The 21,661-nt window shown below is 65.9% G+C and carries 18 protein-coding genes, 1 tRNA gene and 3 pseudogenes; 12 read left to right on the top strand and 10 right to left on the bottom strand.

Translation table 11 applies throughout. From position 1 onward, the window contains the following. Nucleotides 1-4: 4 nt before the first annotated feature. The 7 genes and pseudogenes from BLV97_RS07960 to BLV97_RS07935 form a co-directional block, all read right to left on the bottom strand. On the bottom strand, nt 5-1,420 hold the full coding sequence (locus BLV97_RS07960) for a circularly permuted type 2 ATP-grasp protein (protein ID WP_092164011.1): 1,416 nt from the start codon (nt 1,418-1,420) through the stop codon (nt 5-7). 313 nt (nt 1,421-1,733) lie between these two features. Then, on the bottom strand, nt 1,734-2,525 hold the full coding sequence (locus BLV97_RS07955) for an ABC transporter ATP-binding protein (RefSeq protein ID WP_051646177.1): 792 nt from the start codon (nt 2,523-2,525) through the stop codon (nt 1,734-1,736). A gap of 10 nt (nt 2,526-2,535) precedes the next feature. Beyond that, nucleotides 2,536-2,670 carry an ABC transporter ATP-binding protein C-terminal domain-containing protein gene (locus BLV97_RS21950; protein ID WP_425285086.1) on the bottom strand — a complete coding sequence of 45 codons (135 nt, stop codon included), beginning with the start codon at nt 2,668-2,670 and terminating at the stop codon, nt 2,536-2,538. A gap of 105 nt (nt 2,671-2,775) precedes the next feature. After that, a pseudogene (locus BLV97_RS07950) lies at nt 2,776-3,294 on the bottom strand (ABC transporter ATP-binding protein); the annotation flags it as partial. Nucleotides 3,295-3,308: 14 nt separating this feature from the next. After that, nucleotides 3,309-4,523: a branched-chain amino acid ABC transporter permease gene (locus BLV97_RS07945; RefSeq protein ID WP_035844476.1), complete on the bottom strand. Its 1,215-nt coding sequence runs from the start codon at nt 4,521-4,523 to the stop codon at nt 3,309-3,311. A gap of 3 nt (nt 4,524-4,526) precedes the next feature. Then, nucleotides 4,527-5,558, bottom strand: a complete 1,032-nt coding sequence (locus BLV97_RS07940; RefSeq protein ID WP_035844479.1) for a branched-chain amino acid ABC transporter permease — start codon at nt 5,556-5,558, stop codon at nt 4,527-4,529. A 115-nt stretch (nt 5,559-5,673) separates the two neighbouring features. Beyond that, nucleotides 5,674-7,017, bottom strand: coding sequence for a substrate-binding protein (locus tag BLV97_RS07935; protein WP_035844481.1), 1,344 nt, complete (start codon nt 7,015-7,017; stop codon nt 5,674-5,676). Between the two features lie 522 nt (nt 7,018-7,539). Between BLV97_RS07935 and recJ the strand changes: the two genes are divergently transcribed. From recJ to BLV97_RS21945, 3 genes and pseudogenes are all read left to right on the top strand, one after another. Next, nucleotides 7,540-9,282, top strand: a complete 1,743-nt coding sequence (recJ, locus tag BLV97_RS07930) for a single-stranded-DNA-specific exonuclease RecJ (RefSeq protein WP_092164010.1) — start codon at nt 7,540-7,542, stop codon at nt 9,280-9,282. 82 nt (nt 9,283-9,364) lie between these two features. Next, nucleotides 9,365-9,439: transfer RNA gene (locus BLV97_RS07925), tRNA-Glu, on the top strand. 11 nt (nt 9,440-9,450) lie between these two features. Next, nucleotides 9,451-9,702, top strand: a pseudogene (locus tag BLV97_RS21945) (DUF6538 domain-containing protein); the annotation flags it as partial. A 255-nt stretch (nt 9,703-9,957) separates the two neighbouring features. On the opposite strand, the pseudogene BLV97_RS07915 reads toward BLV97_RS21945, so the two are convergent. Both BLV97_RS07915 and BLV97_RS07910 read right to left on the bottom strand, forming a co-directional pair. Next, nucleotides 9,958-10,246 (bottom strand): annotated as a pseudogene (locus BLV97_RS07915) (transposase); the annotation flags it as partial. Nucleotides 10,247-10,587: 341 nt separating this feature from the next. Further along, nucleotides 10,588-11,703 (bottom strand): PAS domain-containing sensor histidine kinase, encoded by a 1,116-nt coding sequence (locus tag BLV97_RS07910; protein ID WP_051646178.1) that lies wholly within the window; start codon nt 11,701-11,703, stop codon nt 10,588-10,590. 501 nt (nt 11,704-12,204) lie between these two features. Between BLV97_RS07910 and BLV97_RS07905 the strand changes: the two genes are divergently transcribed. Genes BLV97_RS07905 through BLV97_RS07890 form a run of 4 tightly spaced genes read left to right on the top strand, consistent with a single transcriptional unit; the run spans nt 12,205 to nt 16,133 of the window. After that, nucleotides 12,205-13,299 carry a substrate-binding domain-containing protein gene (locus tag BLV97_RS07905; RefSeq protein ID WP_035844501.1) on the top strand — a complete coding sequence of 365 codons (1,095 nt, stop codon included), beginning with the start codon at nt 12,205-12,207 and terminating at the stop codon, nt 13,297-13,299. Between the two features lies 1 nt (nt 13,300). Further along, nucleotides 13,301-14,206: an ABC transporter permease gene (locus tag BLV97_RS07900; RefSeq protein ID WP_210184782.1), complete on the top strand. Its 906-nt coding sequence runs from the start codon at nt 13,301-13,303 to the stop codon at nt 14,204-14,206. Next, on the top strand, nt 14,191-15,060 hold the full coding sequence (locus BLV97_RS07895; RefSeq protein ID WP_210184781.1) for an ABC transporter permease: 870 nt from the start codon (nt 14,191-14,193) through the stop codon (nt 15,058-15,060). Before BLV97_RS07900 ends, BLV97_RS07895 begins: the two co-directional genes overlap by 16 nt. Continuing rightward, on the top strand, nt 15,060-16,133 hold the full coding sequence (locus tag BLV97_RS07890; protein ID WP_035844503.1) for an ABC transporter ATP-binding protein: 1,074 nt from the start codon (nt 15,060-15,062) through the stop codon (nt 16,131-16,133). The genes BLV97_RS07895 and BLV97_RS07890 overlap by 1 nt, the downstream gene beginning before the upstream one ends. A gap of 114 nt (nt 16,134-16,247) precedes the next feature. Here BLV97_RS07890 and BLV97_RS07885 read toward each other — a convergent pair whose 3' ends face one another. Continuing rightward, nucleotides 16,248-17,168: a LysR family transcriptional regulator gene (locus BLV97_RS07885; RefSeq protein ID WP_035844506.1), complete on the bottom strand. Its 921-nt coding sequence runs from the start codon at nt 17,166-17,168 to the stop codon at nt 16,248-16,250. A 218-nt stretch (nt 17,169-17,386) separates the two neighbouring features. Between BLV97_RS07885 and BLV97_RS07880 the strand changes: the two genes are divergently transcribed. The 5 genes from BLV97_RS07880 to BLV97_RS07860 are packed head-to-tail and all read left to right on the top strand — an operon-like array spanning nt 17,387 to nt 21,637. Further along, nucleotides 17,387-18,160 (top strand): 5-oxoprolinase subunit PxpA, encoded by a 774-nt coding sequence (locus tag BLV97_RS07880; RefSeq protein ID WP_035844508.1) that lies wholly within the window; start codon nt 17,387-17,389, stop codon nt 18,158-18,160. 23 nt (nt 18,161-18,183) lie between these two features. Continuing rightward, a complete protein-coding gene (locus BLV97_RS07875; protein ID WP_035844511.1) occupies nt 18,184-18,417 on the top strand; it encodes an acetyl-CoA carboxylase in 234 nt (77 codons plus the stop codon). Nucleotide 18,418: 1 nt separating this feature from the next. Continuing rightward, nucleotides 18,419-19,801, top strand: coding sequence for an acetyl-CoA carboxylase biotin carboxylase subunit (locus BLV97_RS07870; protein ID WP_035844513.1), 1,383 nt, complete (start codon nt 18,419-18,421; stop codon nt 19,799-19,801). Continuing rightward, a complete protein-coding gene (locus BLV97_RS07865; protein WP_035844516.1) occupies nt 19,801-20,676 on the top strand; it encodes a 5-oxoprolinase subunit B family protein in 876 nt (291 codons plus the stop codon). Before BLV97_RS07870 ends, BLV97_RS07865 begins: the two co-directional genes overlap by 1 nt. Next, complete coding sequence (locus BLV97_RS07860) at nt 20,666-21,637, top strand: 5-oxoprolinase subunit C family protein (RefSeq protein WP_035844519.1); 972 nt, start codon at nt 20,666-20,668, stop codon at nt 21,635-21,637. The genes BLV97_RS07865 and BLV97_RS07860 overlap by 11 nt, the downstream gene beginning before the upstream one ends. The last annotated feature ends 24 nt before the right edge of the window (nt 21,638-21,661 follow it).

The raw sequence follows: 21,661 nt of genomic DNA, 5'->3' as shown, positions 1-21,661 counted from the left end.
CGCGTCACTCCGCCAGCACCCAGGTGTCCTTGACGCCACCCCCTTGCGAGGAATTCACCACCAGGCTGCCTTCCGTCAGCGCCACCCGGGTCAGACCGCCGGGGACCAGCTCCACCCGCTCGCCCATCAGGCAATAGGGCCGTAGATCGACATGGCGGGGCGCGATGCCCTCTTCGACGAAGGTCGGACAGGTCGACAGCGCCAGCGTCGGCTGGGCGATGTAATTGCCGGGGTTCGCCTCGATCTTGGCACGGAAGGCGGCGATCTGCGCCTTGGTGCTGCACGGCCCCACCAACATGCCGTAGCCGCCCGACCCGTGCACCTCCTTCACCACCAGTTCGTGCAGGTTCTCCAGCACATGTTTCAACTCGTCCGCGCGCGCGCATTGCCAGGTGGGCACGTTTTCCAGGATCGGCGCCTCGCCCAGATAGAAGCGCACCATTTCGGGGACATAGGTGTAGATCGCCTTGTCGTCCGCGACCCCGGCGCCGGGCGCCGACGCGATCGTCACCCCGCCCGAGCGATAGACATCCATCAGCCCCGGCACCCCCAGCGCGCTGTCGGGCCGAAAGCACAGCGGATCGAGAAAGGCATCGTCGATCCGGCGGTAGATCACATCCACCTTCCGGGGCCCTTCGGTGGTGCGCATCCAGACGAATTCGCCCTCGACGAAAAGGTCCTGGCCCTCGACCAGTTCCACCCCCATCATATCGGCCAGGAACGAATGTTCGTAATAGGCGCTGTTGTAATGGCCCGGCGTCAGGATCGCGACGGTCGGATCACGGTCGCATTTCGCCGGCGCGACCGAGGCCAGGGTGCGGCGCAGAAGCTCGGGGTAGCGGTCGACGGGCAGGATCGGATTCTCGCGAAAAAGCGCCGGGAACATCCGCATCATGATCTCGCGGTTTTCCAGCATGTAGCTGACGCCAGACGGGGTGCGGCAATTGTCTTCGAGCACATAGAACTGATCGGGGCCGGTCCGCACCAGATCGACGCCCACGATATGCGAATAGACCCCGCGCGGCGGAACAAAGCCGACCACGGCCTTCTCGTAGGCCGCGTTCCGGTAGACCAGATGTGCGGGAATGCGGCCCGCGCGCACGATCTCTCCGCGGCCGTAGACATCGACGAGAAAGGCATTCAGCGCCCGCGCCCGCTGCTTGATGCCGCGTTCCAGCCGCAACCATTCGGCCTGGGTGAAGACGCGCGGGAACATGTCGAACGGGATCAGCCGATCGGGATCTCCGCCCTCGCCGTAGACCGCGAAGGTTATGCCGATGCGGCGAAACAGCGCCTCGGCCTCGGCCTGTTTCAGATGCCGCAGTTCGGCGGGCATCGCGCGGGTCCAGTGTTCGAGCCGCGCGTAGGGCGGGCGCACCTGCCCGTCTTCGTACATCTCGTTGAAACAGCTTGGCGGCATGCTTGTTATCGTTCGCTTTCTGCCAATCCCCGTTTCCATACCTTAGACAACCCACCGCCGCTATTGAAAGGGGTCGCGAAAGTTGAACCCGCGAACCCGGATCGAACCTTGCGCATCCGCCCAGAATTTGGGCACCGGCTTTCAAACCCCGTGGCCATCGCCGCCCGTACCGACGGCGCTCGGTGGCGACCCAAGGGGAAATTCCCCCCGAAGGAAAGCCGAAACGCCATTGCCTTTCATTGTTCCCGAAATACGCCGGGGGTGCGGGGGCAGCGCCCCCGCCGCCGACCCGGGGCGACAAGACCGCGCCGCGCTAGATCGCCAGGTATTCGGCCCGCAATTCGGCGTTTTCCAGCACCTCCTTAGCGGTGCCGTCGAAGACCACGGCCCCGGTATCCAGGATCACCGCGCGATCGGCCAGCTTCAGCGCCCGCACCGCGTTCTGTTCCACGATCACCGTCGTGATCCCCTGTTCCTTGATGATATTCAGGGTCTTCTCGATCTCGTCCACGATCACCGGGGCAAGGCCCTCGTAGGGTTCGTCCAGAAGCAGCACCTTGATGTCGCGCGCCAAAGCCCGGGCGATCGCCAGCATCTGCTGCTCGCCGCCCGACAGTGTCACCCCCTCTTGCCGCCGACGCTCGCCCAGGCGCGGAAACAGCGAATAGAGCCGCTCCAGCGACCAGCCCACGGGCGGCGCAATCTGGGCCAGTTGCAGGTTCTCCTCGACTGTGAGGCCGGGGATGATGCGCCGGTCTTCGGGCACCAGCCCCATGCCCGCACCCGAAGCCTGGTAGGAGGTCATCTGATGCAGCGGCTGATGATCCAGCCAGACCTCGCCATGGGTCAGGCGCGGGTTGTCGAGCCGCGCGATGGCGCGCAGGGTCGAGGTCTTGCCCGCCCCGTTGCGGCCCAGCAGCGCCAGGATCTCGCCCTCGTGGACGTTGAAGCCGACGCCCTGCACGATGTAGCTTTCGCCGTAATAGGCGTGCAGGTCCCAGACCGACAGAAACGCCGGCGCGGTCTCGGCGCGGTTGGCATGGGCCGAGAAATCGCGCCGCTCGGGCTGCAGGGTGGCGCTGTCGGAAATAAGCTTGTTCGGCATCCTGGCCTCCCTATTGCGCGGCTTCGCCGAGATAGGCCTCGCGGACCTTCGGGTTGCCCTTGATGTTTTCTGGCGTGTCCTCGACCAGCGGCGTGCCCTGGGCCAGAACGGTGATGCGCTCGGCCAGCGAAAACACGACGTGCATGTCATGTTCGATGATCGCCATGGTGATCGGCCGGCTCGCCTTGATCTCGCGCAGCAGGTCGATGGTGTTGTTGGTGTCGGCCCGCGCCATGCCCGCGGTGGGCTCGTCCAGCAGCAAAAGCTTGGGCTCCTGCACCAGACACATCGCCATCTCCAGCCGCCGCTTGTCGCCGCGCGACAGCGTGCCCGCGTGCAGGTCGCGCTTGTCCAGCATGCGCAGGTCGGCCAGCATCTTCTCGGCCTGATAGACGATCTCCTCCTCGGCCTCGACGCGCTCGAAGGCATGCAGCCGGAAGCTGCCATCGCGCTTAGCGAAACAGGGGATCATCACGTTCTCGATCACCGTCAGGTCGCCGAAGATCTCGGGCGTCTGGAACACGCGGGAAATCCCCATCTGGTTGATCTCATGCGGTTTTCTCCCCAGCACCGACTTGCCGTCGAACAGTACTGACCCGGTGTCGGGGATCAGCTTGCCGACCAGCACGTTCAGCAGCGTGGATTTCCCCGCCCCGTTCGGCCCGATGATCGCGTGCACGGTGTTCTCGGCCACCGAAAGGTTCACGTCGCCCAGCGCCTGAAGGCCCCCGAACCGCTTGCCCACGCCCTTGACTTCCAGAATGCCCATCCGCCTGTTCCTTCCTATTCGGCCACATGGGGCGCGGGTTTCGGGCGATGCGCGGGACCGTCGCCGCCCGCGTCGCGCCCGCGGCGAAACAGCCGCCCGATGCGCTGGCCGCCCTCGACCAGACCTCCCGGCAGGAAGATCACCACCAGCATGAACAGCACGCCCAGCGTCAGGTGCCAGCCCTCGCCGGTGAAGCGCGCGGCGAGCCAGACCAGAGGATCCTGGATCCAGTGCGGCAGGAACGAGAACCAGCCATGCAGCACGTTGTCGTTGATCTTCGAGAAGATGTTCTCGAAATACTTGATGAATGCCGCGCCCAGCACCGGCCCCAGCAGGGTGCCCGCGCCGCCAAGGATGGTCATCAGCACGACCTCCCCCGATGCCGTCCACTGCATGCGTTCGGCCCCCGCCAGCGGATCCATCGCCGCCATCAGCCCGCCGGCCAGGCCCGCGTACATCCCCGAGATCACGAAGGCCGCCAGCGTATAGGGCCGGGCATTCAGGCCGGTATAGCTCATCCTGTTCTGGTTCGACTTCACCGCCCGCAGCATCATCCCGAAGGGCGAGCGGAAGATGCGCAGCGCGATGTAGAACATCAGCACGGAAATCAGCCCGCAGACGTAATAGCCCACGTTGAACTGGAACACCCGGCCCAGGAAATCGACCTTGGCGGTGGAATTCATCGCCAGGCCGAAAAGGCTGGTGTCGGGCAACGAGCCGGAGGTGTTCGCCGCGTCCAGCACCCGCGGGTCGTCCAGCGCCAGCTGCAGCCCGGTCTCGCCATTGGTCAGCGGCGTCAGCACCGAATAGGCCATGTTGAACGACATCTGCGCGAAGGCCAGCGTCAGGATCGAGAAATAGATGCCCGAGCGGCGCAGGCTGATATAGCCGATCACCAGCGCGAAGGCCCCCGCGATCACCACCGAAAGCGCGATCGCGGGCAGGATGTTCATGCTCAGCAGCTTGAACATCCACATCGCGGCATAAGAGCCCACGCCCAGAAAGGCCGCGTGGCCGAACGACAGATAGCCGGTCAGCCCGAACAGGATGTTGAACCCCACCGCGAAGATCGCGAAGATCGCGATGCGCTGCATCAGGTCGGGATAGCCCGCGTTGAACTGCGCCAGCGGCGAGGCCTCGGCGAAGGGGTTCAGCAGGATCGGCGCGGCCAGCGTCAGGGCCAGCACGATCAGCAGGAACATCAGGTCCTTCTTTTCCAGTCCCAGCATGGCCTAGTCCTCCATCACGCCGCGGCGCCCCATCAGGCCGCGCGGCCTGGTCAGCAGCACGATGATGGCGATCAGGTAGATGATGATCTGGTCGATGCCCGGCAGCAGCGCCTTGACTTCGTTGAGCGAGGCATAGGCCTCGAGTATCCCCAGAAGGAACCCGGCGGCCACGGCGCCCGGAAGGCTGCCCATGCCGCCCACGACCACCACGACGAAGCTGATCACCAGGAAATCCATCCCCATGTGGTAGTTGGGGCTGTTGATCGGCACATACATCGCCCCCGCCATGCCCGCCACGGCGGCGGCGATGCCGAACATCAGGGTGAAGCGGCGGTCGATGTTGATGCCCAGCAGGCCCACGGTCTCGCGGTCGGCCATGCCGGCACGCACCACCATGCCGAAGGTGGTGAAGCGCAGGAAGCTGAACACCGCGCCGATCACCACCAGCGAGAACAGGAAGTAGATCAGCCGCCAATACGGGTAGACGATGGTGTTGGCGGCAAAGCCGATCAGCGCGCCGAAATCTATCGAGCCCGCGAACTGCACCGGCGCGGGCGTCGGGATCGGGTTGGCACCGAAGACCTGCTTGACGATCTCCTGCAGCACGATCGCCAGGCCGAAGGTCACCAGGATCTGGTCGGCATGTGGGCGCTTGTAGAAATGCTTGATCAGCCCGCGCTCCATCACGAAGCCCAGGATCAGCATCACCGGGATCGCCAGCAGGATCGACAGCGGCACCGACCAGTTGATGATCGCCGCGCCCATATCATGGCCGAACCAATGTTCCACATAGGGGGTCTGCACCTTCAGCGGATTGCCCAGGAAATCCTTCTTCGTCGGGTCCAGCACCGTGTAGGACAGGTTCAGGATGCGCTGCATGGTGACGGCGCAGAAGGCGCCGATCATGAACAACGCGCCATGGGCGAAATTCACCACGCCAAGCGTGCCGAAGATCAATGTCAGCCCAAGGGCGATCAGGGCATAGGCGCTGCCCTTGTCCAGCCCGTTCAGCGTTTGCAGGATGATCGCGTCCATCGCTCCCCCAGAGGTCGGTGGTCAGGTGGTCCCGGAATGCCGGCCAATATGTCGGAATAGGGCGGAAGCGGCCGCGCGTGGGATCACGCGCGGCCGATCCGGTTCGGTCTGCGGCTCAGGCGCCGTTGTTGCACTTGCCCAGCTCGCCGCCGGCGAAGAACTTGTTGTCGGGCTCGTACATGACCTTGTCGACCGGGGTGATCTCGGCCACGTTCAACAGGTCATATTCGTTCTGCGGCTTGTCGTTGCCCTGCACCACCAGCACGTCCTTGAAGCACTGGTGATCGGCGGCGCGGTACAGCGTCGGGCCGTTGCCGAGGCCTTCGAACTTGAAGCCTTCCAGCTTCGCCCCCACCGCACAAGGATCGAATGACCCCGCGCGTTCGGCCGCATCGGCGTAAAGCAGCGTTTGCACATAGCAGGTCTGCGCGGCCTGGCTGGGCGGCACGCCATATTCGGTGCCGTAGCTTTTCACGAAAGCCTTGGTGCCCTCGTCGCCAAGCTTCCAGTTCCAGTTCGACGAGCCCAGGATGCCGGCGATGTTCTTGCCCGCGCCCTTGGCCATCAACTCGGAAATCAGCGGCACGACGATCTCGAACTGCTTGCCGTTGACCTGCTTGTCGCGCATGCCGAACTGCACCGCCTGGGTCAGCGAGTTGACCATGTTGCCGCCGTAATGGTTCAGGATCAGCACATCGGCGCCCGAAGACAGCACCGGCGCCAGGTAGGACGAGAAATCGGTCGAGGCGAGCGGCGTCTTGACGTCCTTCACCATCTGCCAGCCCTCGCCCTCCATGAATTCCTTCATCGAGGCCGCCTGGGTCCAGCCCCAGGTGTAATCGGCGGTCAGCATGTAGAACTTGCGGTCCTTGCCGTATTGCTTGGCCAGCACCGGCGCCAGCGCGGCGGCCGACATGTAGGCGTCGAAGAAATGCCTAAAGCCGTTGGCCTTCTTGTCCTTTCCGGTGGTGTCGTTCGAATGCGTCAGACCGGCCATGAAGATGATCCCGGCCTCCTGGCACAGCGACTGCACGGCGACGGCCACGCCCGAGGACGAGCCGCCCGAGATCATCACCACGCCGTCCTTCTCGATCATCGACTTGGCCGAGGCGCGGGCCGCATCGGATTTGGTCTGGGTGTCGCCGGTGACGAATTCCACCTTCTTGCCCAGCACGCCGTTGCCCTTCAGCGCCTTGGACGAGAACGTGCCCATCATGCCGCCATCGCCCTCGCCGTTGAGGTGCTTCACGGCCAGCTTGAAGGCCTTCAGCTCATCCGCGCCCTCGTCGGCATAGGGGCCGGTCTGGGGCACGTTGAAGCCGAAGGTGACGGCCTTGCCCTTGGGCTCGTTGGTGTAGCCGTAGGCTGACGAGGTGAAGACGGTCGGCATGGCAAGCCCCGCGCCGGCGATCATGCCGGTGCGCAGCAGGCCTCGGCGTGTCAGGTCGAATCTGGACATCAAATTTCCTCCCGTTAGATGGCGTCGAAATCCGCGCCTCCTCTGCGCGGGGTCCGGGCCCTGCTTGGTCGCAAGGTCGCAAACATCATGCCGCCGGATGGAAAATTTTTCAACAACTACCTAAAACAGAAGTATTTTTTTGTCATTTTCTAGACAATAATTCTGTCAACTTCGTCAAGAAGTTTGCGCGGCGATGCAGCGAATTGCCTCACGAAGACTCACGCAATCGCGATATTTGAGTGAGGCGACAACCGCTTGCCGCAGCGCGGCGTGGTGATGCCGTGGCGCGCGCAGGCACGGGGATCGCGCGGGCGGCGGATGCGGTGGCGGGGGCGCTGCCCCCTGCACCCCCGGCGTATTTTGGGAACAATGAAAGCCAGCTGTCGCCCTTGCCGGACTGGCCGAGGGACATGCGCGGCGCAGCCGAGAGGGGCGAGCGCGGGTCCGGGGCTTTGGCGCCCGCGGCCCTGGCGTCGCGAATTGGGGGCGGACATGGCGCGGTGCCTCGGCTAGGAAGGCGGCATGACTGCTTTTCTTGGAATCGATTGCTCGGCCACCGGGCGCCGCTGGATCGGCCCTTCCGTCGAGGAGGAGCGCCTGGCCGAAGCGATCGCCCAGAGGACGCGGCTGCCGCTGCCGGTTTGCGCGACGCTGGCGCGGCGCGGGGTGGCGCCGGAAGAGGCCGCGGGTTTTTTGGCCCCGACGCTGCGCGAATTGCTGCCCGATCCGCTGCGACTGCGCGACATGGGCACGGCGGCCGCGCGCGTCCTGAAGGCGGTGCGGGCGGGCGAACGCATCGCGATCTTCGCCGATTACGACGTCGACGGCGGCGCCTCGGCCGCGCTGCTGCTGGCCTGGCTGCGCGAGGTCGGACGCGATGCCACGCTATACATTCCGGATCGGATCGACGAGGGCTATGGCCCCAATGTTCCCGCGATGCAGGCCCTGGCGCACGATCACGACCTGATCGTCTGCGTCGATTGCGGCACGCTTTCGCACGAACCGATCGCCGCTGCCCGGGGGGCGGATGTGATCGTGCTCGACCACCATCTGGGCGCCGAGACCCTGCCCCCGGCGCTGGCGGTGGTGAACCCCAACCGCCAGGACGAAAGCGGCGATCTGGGGCATCTTTGCGCTGCGGGCGTGGTCTTCTTGATGCTGGTCGAGGCCAACCGTCAGATGCGCGCCGAGGGCCGCCAGGGGCCTGATTTGATGGCGCAGCTCGATCTGGTGGCGCTGGCCACGGTGGCGGACGTGGCGCCGCTGACGGGGGTCAACCGGGCGCTGGTGCGCCAGGGGCTGAAGATCATGGCGGGGCGCGGCAGGCCCGGGCTGGTGGCGCTGGCCGATGTCGCCCGCCTGACCGAGCCCCCCGCCCCCTATCACCTGGGGTTCGTGCTGGGGCCGCGGGTGAATGCCGGTGGCCGCGTCGGCCGCGCCGATCTGGGTGCGCGTCTGCTGGCCTGCACGGACCCTGCCGAGGCCCGCGCCCTGGCCGAGCGCCTGGACGAGTTGAACGGCGAGCGCCGCGATATCGAGGCCGCGGTGCGCGCCGCGGCGCTGGCCCAGGCCGAGGCGCGCGGGCTGGATGGGCCGTTGGTCTGGGCGGCGGGCGAGGGCTGGCACCCCGGCGTCGTCGGCATCGTCGCGGCGCGGCTGAAGGAGGCCACCAACCGCCCCGCCGTGGTCATCGGGTTGGACGGCGCAGAGGGCAAGGGTTCGGGCCGCTCGATCGCCGGGGTCGACCTGGGCGCGGCGATTCAGCGGGTGGCGGCCGAGGGGCTGTTGCTGAAGGGCGGCGGCCATAAGATGGCGGCGGGTCTGACGGTGGCGCGTGACCGGCTGGAGCCCGCGATGGAACGGCTGGCGGAACTTCTGGCGAAGCAGGGCGCCGACCGGGCCGGTGCCGCGGATCTGCGGCTTGACGCCTTGCTGATGCCGGGCGCCGCCACGCCCGAACTGATCGACGAGATCGAGGCCGCCGGCCCCTTCGGTGCCGGCGCGCCCGCCCCGCGCTTCGCCTTCGCGGCGCAGGCGGTGCATTTCGCCAAGCGCGTGGGCGAGACCCATCTGCGGTTTTCGTTCTCTGACGGCACTGGCCCCAAGCTTGACGCGATCGCCTTCGGCGCCTTCGACGGGCCCCTCGGGCCATTGATCGAGGGCCATGGCGGGGCGCGGCTTCACCTGGCGGGACGGCTGGAAATCAACAGCTGGGGCGGCCGCCGCAAGGTGCAGTTGCGGCTGGAAGACGCAGCGCGGGCCTGAGTTCGAAATTCCGCGAAGGTGGGGCAATTTCCCTCTTGCGAGTCACGTTCCAACCGCCTAAACACCGCCCCACGCCAAACGCGGCCCGTTCGTCTATCGGTTAGGACGCCAGGTTTTCAACCTGGAAAGAGGGGTTCGACTCCCCTACGGGCTGCCACGCTCCCCCGCATGTCTTTTTCACCGATTTGTTGGGTTTATCCGTCCAGTTCCAGGTACAAACTTAGGTACAACGGAAGCGGCAAGGGCGTGGGCGACTACCTCATCAAGCAAGGTCAGAAGTGGTCCGTGAAGGTCTCGAACCCGGCGGATGTTCAGCACATCTTCGGCAAACATGCGCTCAAACAGGCCCTCAAAACCTCTGACAAGGCGGCTCCCATCGCACGTTCCGGCCCGTTGGTGGCCAAGTTCAAGGACGCCATAGAGGAGGCGCGAGGAAACCCCACGCAACACCTCGAAGACTACCTGGCGCACACCCGGCTGTACCTGCGAGACGCCCACAGGAACCCCAACACGGAAGTTGCTGCCCTCGAGGGGATCGAGGAGGAAGCCCACGGTCGCCTCTTGCAGGCACACGGCGTGCAACACGCAGAGCAACTGCCTACGCAGGCACCACAACCGAGGTCAGCGAGGGGGACAAGATCGCCCTCCTCACCACCTGCATCCGGCTGCGATGTCGCGGACATCTGTGTCCTTGCGCAGCTTGGACACCGTGCTCTTAGAGATGCCGCTCAACCCCACGGCCTGCACCAGGCCGTCGCCCCGCCAGGTGGAGACGCCGCCGATCCAGGCCTCCTGGAACGAGCCATGTCACGCCATTGGTCCGCGTTACAATGGCGAGTGCCACGAGTGCCTGTTCCGAGGTCTTGCGGGCCTCGAGGAAGCCCAGGAAATAGCTGCCCTGCCGGAGCTTCGGCGCCCGCAGGTTCAGCGTGCCCAGACGGGTATCGAGAGCCTGCTCTCGATATTGGATGGGCCAGACGGAAGGTAAGGAGCATGCCGGGCGGCCACGCTGTCTGAGACCGTACCGAATATTGTATTTTGCCCCGGCCCGGACGCAGCCTACCCAGATTTCCCACAAACGGCGGCCGGGCGCTGTGAATTGGAGGGCATCCCACCCATCCCGCGCCGACGTCCGCGGGCAGCGGGGCGCGGCGGATCATGAACTTGCCGCAGGAGAAATCATGAAACCCGCGCCGTCACGCCGCCGCGCCCGGGGCGTCCTGGCGGGCGTCAAAAGCCCGGGGCTCCATGTAAGGGGCGCCATGTCCCGTTCGGGGCGGCGCCGGTCAGAGACGGCCGCGTGACCTAGACGGAAACGGGCGGCTCGGTCATCGGCAACGGAAACGACAGGGTAAAGGTCGAACCTTCGCCCAACTCACTTTCGACGCGAACCGTCCCGCCATGGGCCTCGATGATCTTCTTGGTGATCGCAAGCCCCAGGCCCGTGCTCTTTTCGCCCGCGGTGGGGGTCGAGCTGAGCTTTTCGAAGGGCATGAAGATCCGGTCGATCTCGCCCGCCGCGATACCCTGGCCGAAATCGCGCACCGTAAGATCAAGCGAGGCCCCCATGCGCCGCACCGACGCTTCGACCTTGCTGCCCCGTTCGGAATATTTCACCGCATTGGTCAGCAGATTGTCGATCGCTTGCGACAGACGGTCGGGATCAAGCTCGATATCGGTCTCGTCGTCGACCTCGCATGACAGCCGGATCGCCTTTTGCTCGGCATTGATCGACACCAGGCTGACGCGCTCTTCCAGAAGCGTGCCCAGGCTGGCGGTGCGCCTCTTCAGGCTGAATTCGCTGCTCTCGATCGCCGAGACGTCCAGCAGATCGTTGAGCAACGCCAGCATCTGATCGCTGGTGCGCGAGATCATCTGCAGAAACCGCGCCTTCTTGCCGTCCTCCAGGTCAAGCGTGAGGATCATGTTGGCCAGCGCGTGGATCGCGCCGATCGGGTTGCGAAGATCATGCGCCGCCATGCCAAGAAAGCGGTTCTTGATCTCGTTCAGCTCGCGCAGCTCTGCCTCGACACGCTTGAGCTTGGTGACGTCTTTGAAGGCGAATAGCAGCAGATCGTCGTCATCCACCGGAATCGGTGCCAGCGAGGCAAGACCACACAGGACCCTGTCGTCCTTGCCGCGCAGGCGCAGGCTGAAATCGCGCACCTCGTCTTGCACCGACAATTCCACCATCATCTGCTGGCGCTCTTCGCGGTCGACGAAGAAGTCCTCCCAGTGCTCGCCCAGCAAGGTCGGGCCATCCACACCGAAAGCCTCGTTGAAATAGCGGTTGGAGAACACCACCCGGCCGTCGTGAAGCCGGATCACCAGGATGCCGGCCGGCACCATGTCATTGAAGATCCGCAGCTTGCTGTCCGCTGCAAGCATGCGTTCGAAGGAGGATTCAAGCTGTTGGGTCATCACTGTCCGATCGCGCATGCACAGGGGTAGGTTGGCCGCGTCACAATACCCAACACCCAAATTGCGTCAATAAAAGTCGAAATTTCCGACCGGCAGGCCCCGCATGGCCCCGGCGGCGATCGCCCGCCGGCCGGGGCGCCGACCCCGGGCTTGCCCCGGGCCCGGCCCGGATCCGACCGCCGCCGCGCCCGCCCCGCGAGCCCCCTTGCCAAACCTGCCCCGCCCCCGCCCGTCCGGGCGGCGGATCGGCATATCCAATATTTCTCTTGCCAGAGCGGAACCACCGGGGGAAGCTGCCTGCGATCGGCTGCGCGCCGCCCCGCGACCCTGCGTCGCGCCGCCGATCCAGGCGCCCCGCGGCCAGGTACCGGAGCGTCGGTCAGAGCGGCGCTCACCCTCCGGGTGAAAATGTGCTCTGATCCGGTAATTGGTGCCTGCTGTCATTTCACTGTTAACAACCCGTGCCAAGGAGGCGCGATCACGCCGAAAAGGGAGTAATCCATGGCATCGCAAATCACCCGTCGTTCCATCCTCAAGGGCAGCGCCGCGCTTGGCGTCATGTCCGCTCTGCCCGGTATCGCGCTGGCGGAGGGCATGGATGACCTGATCGCCGCCGCGAAGAAGGAAGGCAAGCTGAACACCATCGCCCTGCCGCCCGATTGGGCCAACTACGGCAAGATGATGAAGGCCTTCACCGAGAAATACGGCATCACCATCAACAACGCCTCGCCCAACGCCTCGTCGGCGCAGGAACTGCAGGCGGTCAAGTCGACCCGCGGCCAGGACCGCGCCGTGGACGTGGTCGACGTCGGCCCGTCCTTCGCGCTGATCGGCCAGTCGCAGAAGCTGTTCAAGCCCTACAAGGTCTCGACCTGGGACACGATCCCCGATTCGATGAAGGACAAGGACGGCTACTGGTACGGCGACTACTTCGGCGTCGTGTCCTTCGGCGTGAACACCAAGGTGGTGAAGAACGTCCCGCAGACCTGGGCCGACCTGCTGAAGCCCGAATACAAGAACATGATCGCGCTGAACGGCAACCCGCTGAGCGCCGGCGCGGCCTTCGGCGGCGTCTTCGCGGCGGCGCTGGGCAACGGCGGTTCGCTTGACAACATCAAGCCGGGCGTCGAGTTCTTCGCCAAGCTCGCCAAGTCGGGCAACTTCATCCCGGTCGGCGTGACCCCGGCGACGCTGGAATCGGGCCAGACCCCGATCGCGATCAACTGGGACTACCTGAACCTGGGCTACCGCGACAAGTTCGCCGGCAAGGCCCCGATCGAGGTGGTCGTGCCCGCCGACGGCGTGTTCGGCAACTTCTACGCCCAGGCAATCAGCGCCTTCGCGGCCAACCCCGAAGCCGCCAAGCTGTGGGAGGAATTCGTCTATTCCGACGAAGGCCAGCTGATCTATCTGGAAGGCTATGCGCACCCGGCGCGGTTCAACGATCTGGCCAAGCGCGGCAAGATCCCGGCCGATCTGGAAGCCAAGATGCCGCCGTCGAAGTTCTACACCGATGTGAAGTTCCCGACCCAGGCGCAGCAGAAAGCGGCGCAGAAGGTGCTGCAGGAAAACTGGCAGTCGATGGTCGGCCAGTAACGTGACGGATCTTGCCACAGCCGGCGGCGCCCTGCGCCGCCGACCGAAGCAGCGCGCCGGCCTTGCCGGCGCGCTGCCCGTTTTCTTCATCGGGTTGTTCTTCATCTACGTCCTGGCCTTCCTGGCCGGGCCGGCGCTGTCGATCCTGTTCCAGGCCTTCCGCTCCTCGTCGGGCGATTTCACCACCCAATACGTCGATCAGCTGTTTGGCCGCTTCTACGCCAAGGCCTATGTCACAACCGCCGCGCTGTCGGCGGTGACGGCGCTGATCGGGGTAGTCGCGGGGCTGCTGACCGCCTATCAGATCCAACGCCAAAGCACGCCCGGATGGCTGCGCAATGCGGTCAACTCATTCTCGGGGGTGGCGGCCAACTTCGCCGGCATCCCGCTGGCTTTCGCCTTCATCTCGACGCTGGGCACGCAGGGCATGCTGACGCTTTGGCTCAAGGCGCTGGGGATCGACATCTATGGCGCGGGCTTTTCGCTGTTCTCGTTCTGGGGGCTGGTGCTGACCTACCTCTATTTCCAGATCCCGTTGATGGTGATCATCATCACCCCCGCCCTGCAGGGCATGCGCCGCGAATGGCGCGAGGCCGCGATGGGGCTGGGCGGCAATGGCTGGCACTACTGGCGCCATGTCGGCATCCCGATCCTGACGCCCTCGGTGCTTGCCTCGTTCATCCTGCTGTTCGGCAATGCCTTTGCCTCCTATGCCACGCCTTACGCGCTGACTTCGGGGCTGGTGCCGCTGGTGCCGATCGAGATCGGCAACCTGATGTCGGGCAACGTGATCGCCGATCCGCAGCTGGGCAACGCCCTGTCGCTGGGCATGATCGTGGTCATGGGCGCGGCGATGACGCTTTACACTCTCTTGCAACGTTGGACGGGCCGATGGCAGAAGCGATAGCATTCCCCCCCGGCGCCGAGACCGCCACCCCAGCCCCGCCGCCGCCCCCGGGGCGCGCGCGGCGCCGGCCGAAACTGTTGTCGGTGATCTGGATCGCGATCGTCGCCGCCTTCTTCCTGCTGCCGCTGCTGGGCACGGCGATCTTCAGCCTCTGGGCCGGCGGCGACCGCTACAACCTGACGAACTATGTCGCGCTGGTGAAGACCCCCGAGGTCTGGGCCTCGCTGGGCCTGTCGGTGAAGCTGGCGATCTACACGGTGGTGATCTCGCTGGCGCTGCTGATCCCGACGGTGCTGTTCGTGCGGCTGCGCGCGCCCTGGCTGCGCCCGGTGCTGGAAGTCATCTCGGTCATGCCCTTCGTGATCCCGCCGATCGCGCTGATCCAGGGCCTGACCGGCCTTTATTCGGTGCCCGGCGCACCGCTGGCGATGCCGATCTGGTTCGTGTCGCGGCCCGAATTCATGGTGATCGGCTATGTGATCCTGTCGCTGCCCTACAGCTACCGGGCACTTGACGTGGGCATCAGCGCTCTGGATGTCTCGACGCTGACCCAGGCCGCGCTAAGCCTGGGCGCCAGCTGGTCGCAGATCTTCACCCGCGTGATCATCCCCAACCTGCGCACCGCGATCCTTGGTGCGACACTTCTGACCTTCGCGATCGTGCTGGGCGAATTCGTCTTCGCCAACATCCTGCTGTTCAACACCTTCGCGGTCTACATCAACTATATCGGCCAGGTGAACGGCACCGAGGCGGCGGCGCTGTCGCTGTTCTCGTTCTTCGTGACCTGGCTCGGCATGCTCGGCATCCTCGCAGGGGGCGGCCGGGGACAAGTTCGTACGGGAGGCGTCGGCTGATGGCCCGCTTGGAAATTCGTGACGTCAACAAATCCTACGGCGCCCAGCATGTGCTGCGCGACGCCGGGCTGGACTTCGACGAGGGGGAATTGGTCACCCTGCTGGGCCCCTCGGGCTGCGGCAAGACCACGCTTCTGCGCATCATCGCGGGGCTGGAGACCGCCGATTCCGGCGCCGTGCTGCTGGACGGCAAGGACATCTCGCCGATGCCGCCCAACAAGCGCAACATGGGCATGGTGTTCCAGGCCTATTCGCTGTTTCCCAACATGAACGCGGCCGACAACGTGGCCTTCGGCCTGCAGGTGCGTCACACGGAAAAGAGCGGCCGCCAAAGCCGGGTCGGGGAACTGCTTGAAATGGTGGGGCTTTCGGCCTTTGCCCACAAGTACCCCCACCAGCTGTCGGGCGGCCAGCAGCAGCGCGTCGCGCTGGCACGGGCGCTGGCGATCCGCCCCGACCTGCTGCTGCTGGACGAGCCGCTCTCGGCGCTCGACGCCCGCGTGCGGGTGCAGCTGCGCGACGAGATCCGCCGCATCCACGAGGAAACCGGCGTGACCACGATCTTCGTCACCCACGACCAGGAAGAGGCGCTGTCGATCTCGGACCGGGTCGCGGTGATGAACCGGGGACAGATCGACCAGTTCGACAGCCCCCATGCGATCTATCAGCGCCCGGCGACGCCCTTCGTGGCGGGTTTCATCGGGGTTTCCAGCTGCCTCAGCGCCACGGTGGTCGACGCCGGCATGGTGCGGGTCGAGGCCGAAACCTTCGCCGCCCCGGCCGCGCGGGGGCTGGCCGCAGGCACCGCGGTGTCGATCTACCTGCGCCCAGAGGACGTGCGCCTGCTTCCCGCCGCGCAGACGGCGCAGCAGACCATGGCCCGGCGTGGCACGGTGCGGACCCATACCTTCATGGGCGCGATGACGCGGGTCACGGTACGGCTTGCCAACGGCGCGGATATCTTCGCCGACCTGGCCACGCCCGAGGCCGGCGATTTCCCCGCCGGCACCGAGATCGCCGTCGACTGGAACGCCGACCGCGCCCAGGTGCTGCCGGCCGCGCGCGAAGGCTGATACCCCCGACCCGCGCGGTCTGGCGCGGACTGTCCGGTGCGGACTGTCCGGTGCGGACGGTCTGGCGCGGGACTGTCCGGTGCGGGCGGCCCGGCCCCGGCGCCACCCCGGCCGCTAGCGGCTGGGATGGCCCATCACCTGGTTCTGCGGTGTCAGGAACAGCTGCCGGAAATAGCCGATCAGGCTTTCCGCCGCCGGGCTTGGCGCTCGGTGGCGGCCCCAGGCCAGGCCCACGTCCATCGTCGGGATCGGGTTCTTCGGCACCATGGTCAGGATCCGCCGCCCCTCCAGCGACCAGGGGCGATAGACCATGTCGGACAGGATCGTCACCCCCGAGCCGTTCGCCACCATCGAACGCACCGCCTCGACCGAGGAGGTGCGCAGATGCACCCTGGGCCGGTGCCGGGTCGTGCTCCAATACCGCATCGAGGTATGCGCCGCCTCGTCGATGGTCAGCATGATATAGGGTTCGCGCGCGATATCGCCGAAATCGATATCGTCGCGCTGGCTCAGCGGATGGCCGTTGGGCAGCCACAGACGCCGGGCCGAGCGCAGCAACGTCTCGACATGCAGCGCCGGGTTGGCGGTGTTCGAGGTCAGCATGATCGCCAGATCGTAGCGATCGGTGGCCAGCCCCTCCTCGATCGCCTCTCGGGTCAATTCGTGCACATGAACATCCAGCGCCGGGTAAAAGCGCCGCAGCCGATCCAGGTGGTAGGGCAGGAAATACCCGATCACCGTATAGGTCGCGGCGATGCTGATCTTGCCGCCCCTGGTGCGGGTGCGCCGCGTCAGTTGCTGGGCTTCTTCGAGCTTTTGCAGCACCTCGTAGCACGAGCCCAGCAATTCACGCCCTTCGGCGGTCAGCTCCATCCCGTGTCCGGTGCGATCGAACAGCGCGGTGTTGAACTCGGCCTCCAGTTCCTTGATCGCCGCGGTGATAGAGCTTTGCGAGATGTTCATAGCCAGCGCGGCCCGGCTGACCTGCCCGGTTTCGGCGGTGGCGACGTAATAGCGAATCTGGCGAATGTTCATCGGTTTCCTCGAAATCCGCGCGGAAAACAGGCAGGCCGGCGCTGCGACGATACCGGGCACTGCCGGCCAACCTGTTGAATTATAGACACTTCAAGTTTCAACCGATCTGCCTTGGTTATCGGAATATCCGATAATGTTAGTTTCAAAAATGCTAATTTACAAACGCTTCGCCCTCGCGAAACCTGATGGGGACAGAGGGATGGCAAGGCATTAGACGCATGATCACGATGGTCGACCTGAATTGCGACATGGGCGAGGGCTTCGGTCAATGGGTGTTGTCCGAGGCCCCGGACGAGGCGCTGATGGCGCTGATTTCCTCGGCCAACATCGCCACCGGATTTCATGCGGGCGATCCGAATTCGATGGACCGGGTGGCGCGGTTGGCGAAGGAATTCGGCGTCGGCATCGGCGCCCATCCGGGCTATCGCGATCTGCAGGGCTTCGGCCGCCGCACCATCGCCGCGCGGCCCGACGAATTGATCAACGACGTCCTCTATCAGGTTGGCGCGCTGCGTGAATTCGGCCGCCGCTACGGGCTGGGGCTGCAGCATGTCAAGCTGCACGGCGCGCTTTACATGGAGGCCGCCGCCAACGCGGCACTGTCCGAGGCGCTGGTCGATGCGCTGGCCCGCACCTGCCCCGATGCGCTGATCTTCTGCATGGCGGGGTCGCAGACCGAACGGGCCGCGCGCGCGGCGGGCCATGGCATTGTGCGCGAATTCTACGCCGACCGCGACTATGACGACAGCGGCTCGATCGTTTTCGCGCGCAAGGTATCACGCCCGGATCCGCAGGCCGTCGCGGACAAATGCCTGCGCGCATGCCGCGAGGGCACGGTCGAGACGGTCTCCGGCAACGCGATCGAGATCCCGTTTGAATCGATCTGCTTCCATTCCGACACGCCCGGCGCGCTGGAGATAGGCACCGCGATCCGCGCCACCCTGACAGAGAACGGCATTACCATCGCCCCGGCGGCGAACGTGGTACAATGACAAATTCCAACAAGGAGGCCACCATGAAAGAGATCCCGTCGCCCCTGCCCGGCACCTTCTATCACAAGCCCGCCCCCGACCAGCCGCCTTTCAAGGCAAATGGCGACGCGGTGGCGCCGGATGACACCATCGGCCTGGTCGAGGTGATGAAGACCTTCATCGAGGTCAAGGCCGAGGTCGCGGGCAGCTTTGCGGGCTATGTCGCGCAAGACTCCTCCCCCGTGCAGGCGGGCGACACGCTGGCGAAGGTGGAATAGGATGCCGATCCGCAGCCTTTTCATCGCCAATCGCGGCGAAATCGCGGTGCGGATCATCCGGGCCGCCCGCGCGCTGGGGATCGAGACGATCCAGGCCCATTCCGAGGCCGACGCCGACATGCTGGCGGTGCGGCTGGCCGACCGCGCGGTCTGCATCGGGCCGGCCAAGGCGGCCGACAGCTATCTGAACATCCCCGCCGTGGTTGCCGCCGCCCGAAAGGCCGGCGCCGACGCGGTGCATCCTGGCTATGGTTTCCTGGCCGAAAGCGCCGACTTCGCCCGCGCGGTGCGTGCCGCCGGCATGGCCTTCGTCGGCCCGGCGGCCGAGATCATCGACGCGATGGGCGACAAGGTGGCCGCGCGCTCGGCCGCGATCCTGGCCGGGGTGCCGGTGGTGCCGGGCTCGGACGGGCGGCTCGACGATATCGAGCGCGCCGTCGAAGTGGCGGCCCAGGTGGGTTACCCGGTGATGATCAAGGCGGCCGCCGGCGGCGGCGGGCGCGGCATCCGCGTGGCCGAGACCGAGGCCGACTTGCGCCGCCTCGCCCCCCAGGCGCGGGCCGAGGCCGAGGCAGCCTTTGGCGACGGCGGCATCTATCTGGAACGCGCGGTCCGCTCGCCCCGCCATATCGAGGTGCAGATCCTCGGCGACGGCACCGATGCGGTGCACTGCCATGAACGCGAATGTTCGCTGCAACGCCGGCGCCAGAAGGTCTGGGAAGAGGCCGGCGCCACCTGCCTGTCGCCCGAGACGCGCGCGGCACTTTGCGCCTCGGCGGTGGCGCTGGCGAAATCGGTGGGCTACGCGGGCGCCGGGACGCTCGAATACCTTTACGAGGAAGCCACCGACAGTTTCTTCTTCATCGAGATGAACACCCGCATCCAGGTGGAACATCCGGTGACCGAGATGACCACCGGCATCGACCTGATAGAGGAGATGCTGCGCATCGCCGGCGGAGAGCCCCTGCGGCTGCGCCAGCAAGACATCGCCGCGACCGGCCACGCCATCGAGGTGCGCATCAACGCCGAGGACCCTGCGCGCCAGTTCCTGCCCTTCCCCGGCCGCGTCGGCGCCCTGCAGATCCCCGAGGGCGACGGCCTGCGTTTCGACCACATGCTGTATGAGGGCTACCAGATCCCGCCCTTCTACGACAGCCTGCTGGGCAAGTTGATCGTCCATGCGCCGACCCGTGCCGAGGCGATCGCCAAGATGGCCGGGGCGCTGAAGTGTTTGAAGATCGACGGGGTGAAGACCACCATCCCCCTGCATCTGGCGCTGGCCGCCGACCCGCAGGTGCAGGCCGGGCGGTTCCATACCCAATGGCTCGAACCCTGGCTCGCCGGTGGCGGGCTGACCCGACACCAAGAGAAGGAGGCGGTGTGATGAAGACCCGGTATACCTTCGGCGGCGACGAGCAGGTCTATGTCGAGATCGACGAGGAGATGTCGCTTGACGCCTTCTTCGTCAGCCTCTCGATGTCGAACGCGGTGCGCGCGGCGAAGATCGACGGCGTGACCGAGATCTGCCCCGCCAATGCCTCTTTTCAGGTGCGGTTCGACCCCGACGTGATCGCACCCGACGAAATGCTGAGCCGCATCAAGGCGCTCGAGGCCGAGGCCGAACAGGCCGAGAAGCGCCTGACCACGCGGATCATCGAGATCCCGGTCTATTACCAGGATCCCTGGACGCATGAGACGCTGATGCGGTTTCGCGAGCGCCACCAGGACCCCTCGGGCAGCGATCTGGATTATGCGGCGCGGATCAACGGCTACGACGATGCCGCGGGCTTCATCGCGGCGCATCACGCGGCGCCGTGGTTCGTGTCGATGGTGGGCTTCGTGTCAGGGCTGCCGTTCCTTTACCAGCTGGTCGAGCGGGAAAAGCAGTTGGAAGTGCCGAAATACCTGCGCCCCCGCACCGACACGCCGAAGCTGACGGTGGGGCACGGCGGCTGTTTCGCCTGCATCTATTCGGTGCGCGGCGCGGGCGGCTACCAGATGTTCGGCATCACCCCGATGCCGATCTACGACCCCGAACAGAAGGTCGGCTACCTCAAGGATTTCATGGTCTTCTTCAAGCCGGGCGACATCGTCAAATGGAAGCCGATCAGCCGCGAGGAACACGACCGGATCGAAGCCGAGGTCGCCGCCGGCACCTATTTCCCGCGCATCGCCGAGGTGGAATTCGATCTCGACGCCTGGAACGCCGACATCGCCGGCACCAACGCGAAGCTGATGGAGGCCCTCGATGACGCTTAAGATCGTGAAACCCGGCCTGGCGACCTCGATCCAGGATCTCGGCCGGCCCGGCTATTTCCACCTCGGCATCCCCATGGGCGGCGCGATGGACCGGCTGGCGCTGCGCGCGGCCAACCTGCTGGTCGGCAATGACGAGGGCGCGGCCTGTCTGGAAGCGGCCTTCCTGGGGCCGGAAATCGAATTCACCGCCCCCGCCACCATCGCCGTCACCGGCGCCACCATGCCGGTGAAGGTGGACGGCGCGGAACATCCCGGCTGGACCGCGATCGCGGTGAAAGCGGGCCAGGTGCTGAGCTTTGGCTACCTCAAGGCCGGCGCGCGGATCTATATCGCGGTGTCGGGCGGCATCGCCACGCCGCCGGCGCTGGGCAGCCGCTCGACCTATCCGATCGGCGCGCTGGGCGGCGTCGACGGCCGCGCCGTGCAGGCCGGCGACGAATTGCCGGTGGGCCGGTCCGCCGGCGCGCCCGAGGGCCGCAGCGTCCCCCCCGAGCTGCGCCGCGCCGTGTCCCGGCCGGCCGAACTGCGGGTGCTGCCGGGCCTTTACATCCACCGCATCACCGACGAGGCGCGGGCGCGCTTCTTCGGAGAGGAATGGCAGGTCGCCCCCGAGGCCGACCGCATGGGCGTGCGCTTTCGCGGCGGCAGCCCCCTGGATTTCGTGCCCCGCACACCGCCCTTCGGGGCGGGATCGGACCCGTCGAACATCGTCGACGGCTGCTATTCCTACGGCTCGATCCAGGTGCCCTCGGGCACGGAGCCGATCGTGCTGCACCGCGACGCGGTGTCGGGCGGGGGCTATTTCACCATCGGTGCGGTGATCTCGGCCGACATGGACCAGATCGGACAATTGCAGCCGCACACGCCCGTCCATTTCATACCGGTCTCCATGGAGACCGCGCTTGCCGCCCGGGCCGAGCGCCGCGCGGCGCTGAACCGAATTCGCGAAGCGCTCGGCTAGAAGCGCGCGGATACCTCACCGATG

The sequence above is a fragment of the Allgaiera indica genome (assembly GCF_900106675.1).
Taxonomy (GTDB): domain Bacteria; phylum Pseudomonadota; class Alphaproteobacteria; order Rhodobacterales; family Rhodobacteraceae; genus Acidimangrovimonas; species Acidimangrovimonas indica.
The sequence above is the reverse complement of the archived record's forward strand: the minus strand, read 5'-3'. Positions and strand labels throughout refer to the sequence as shown.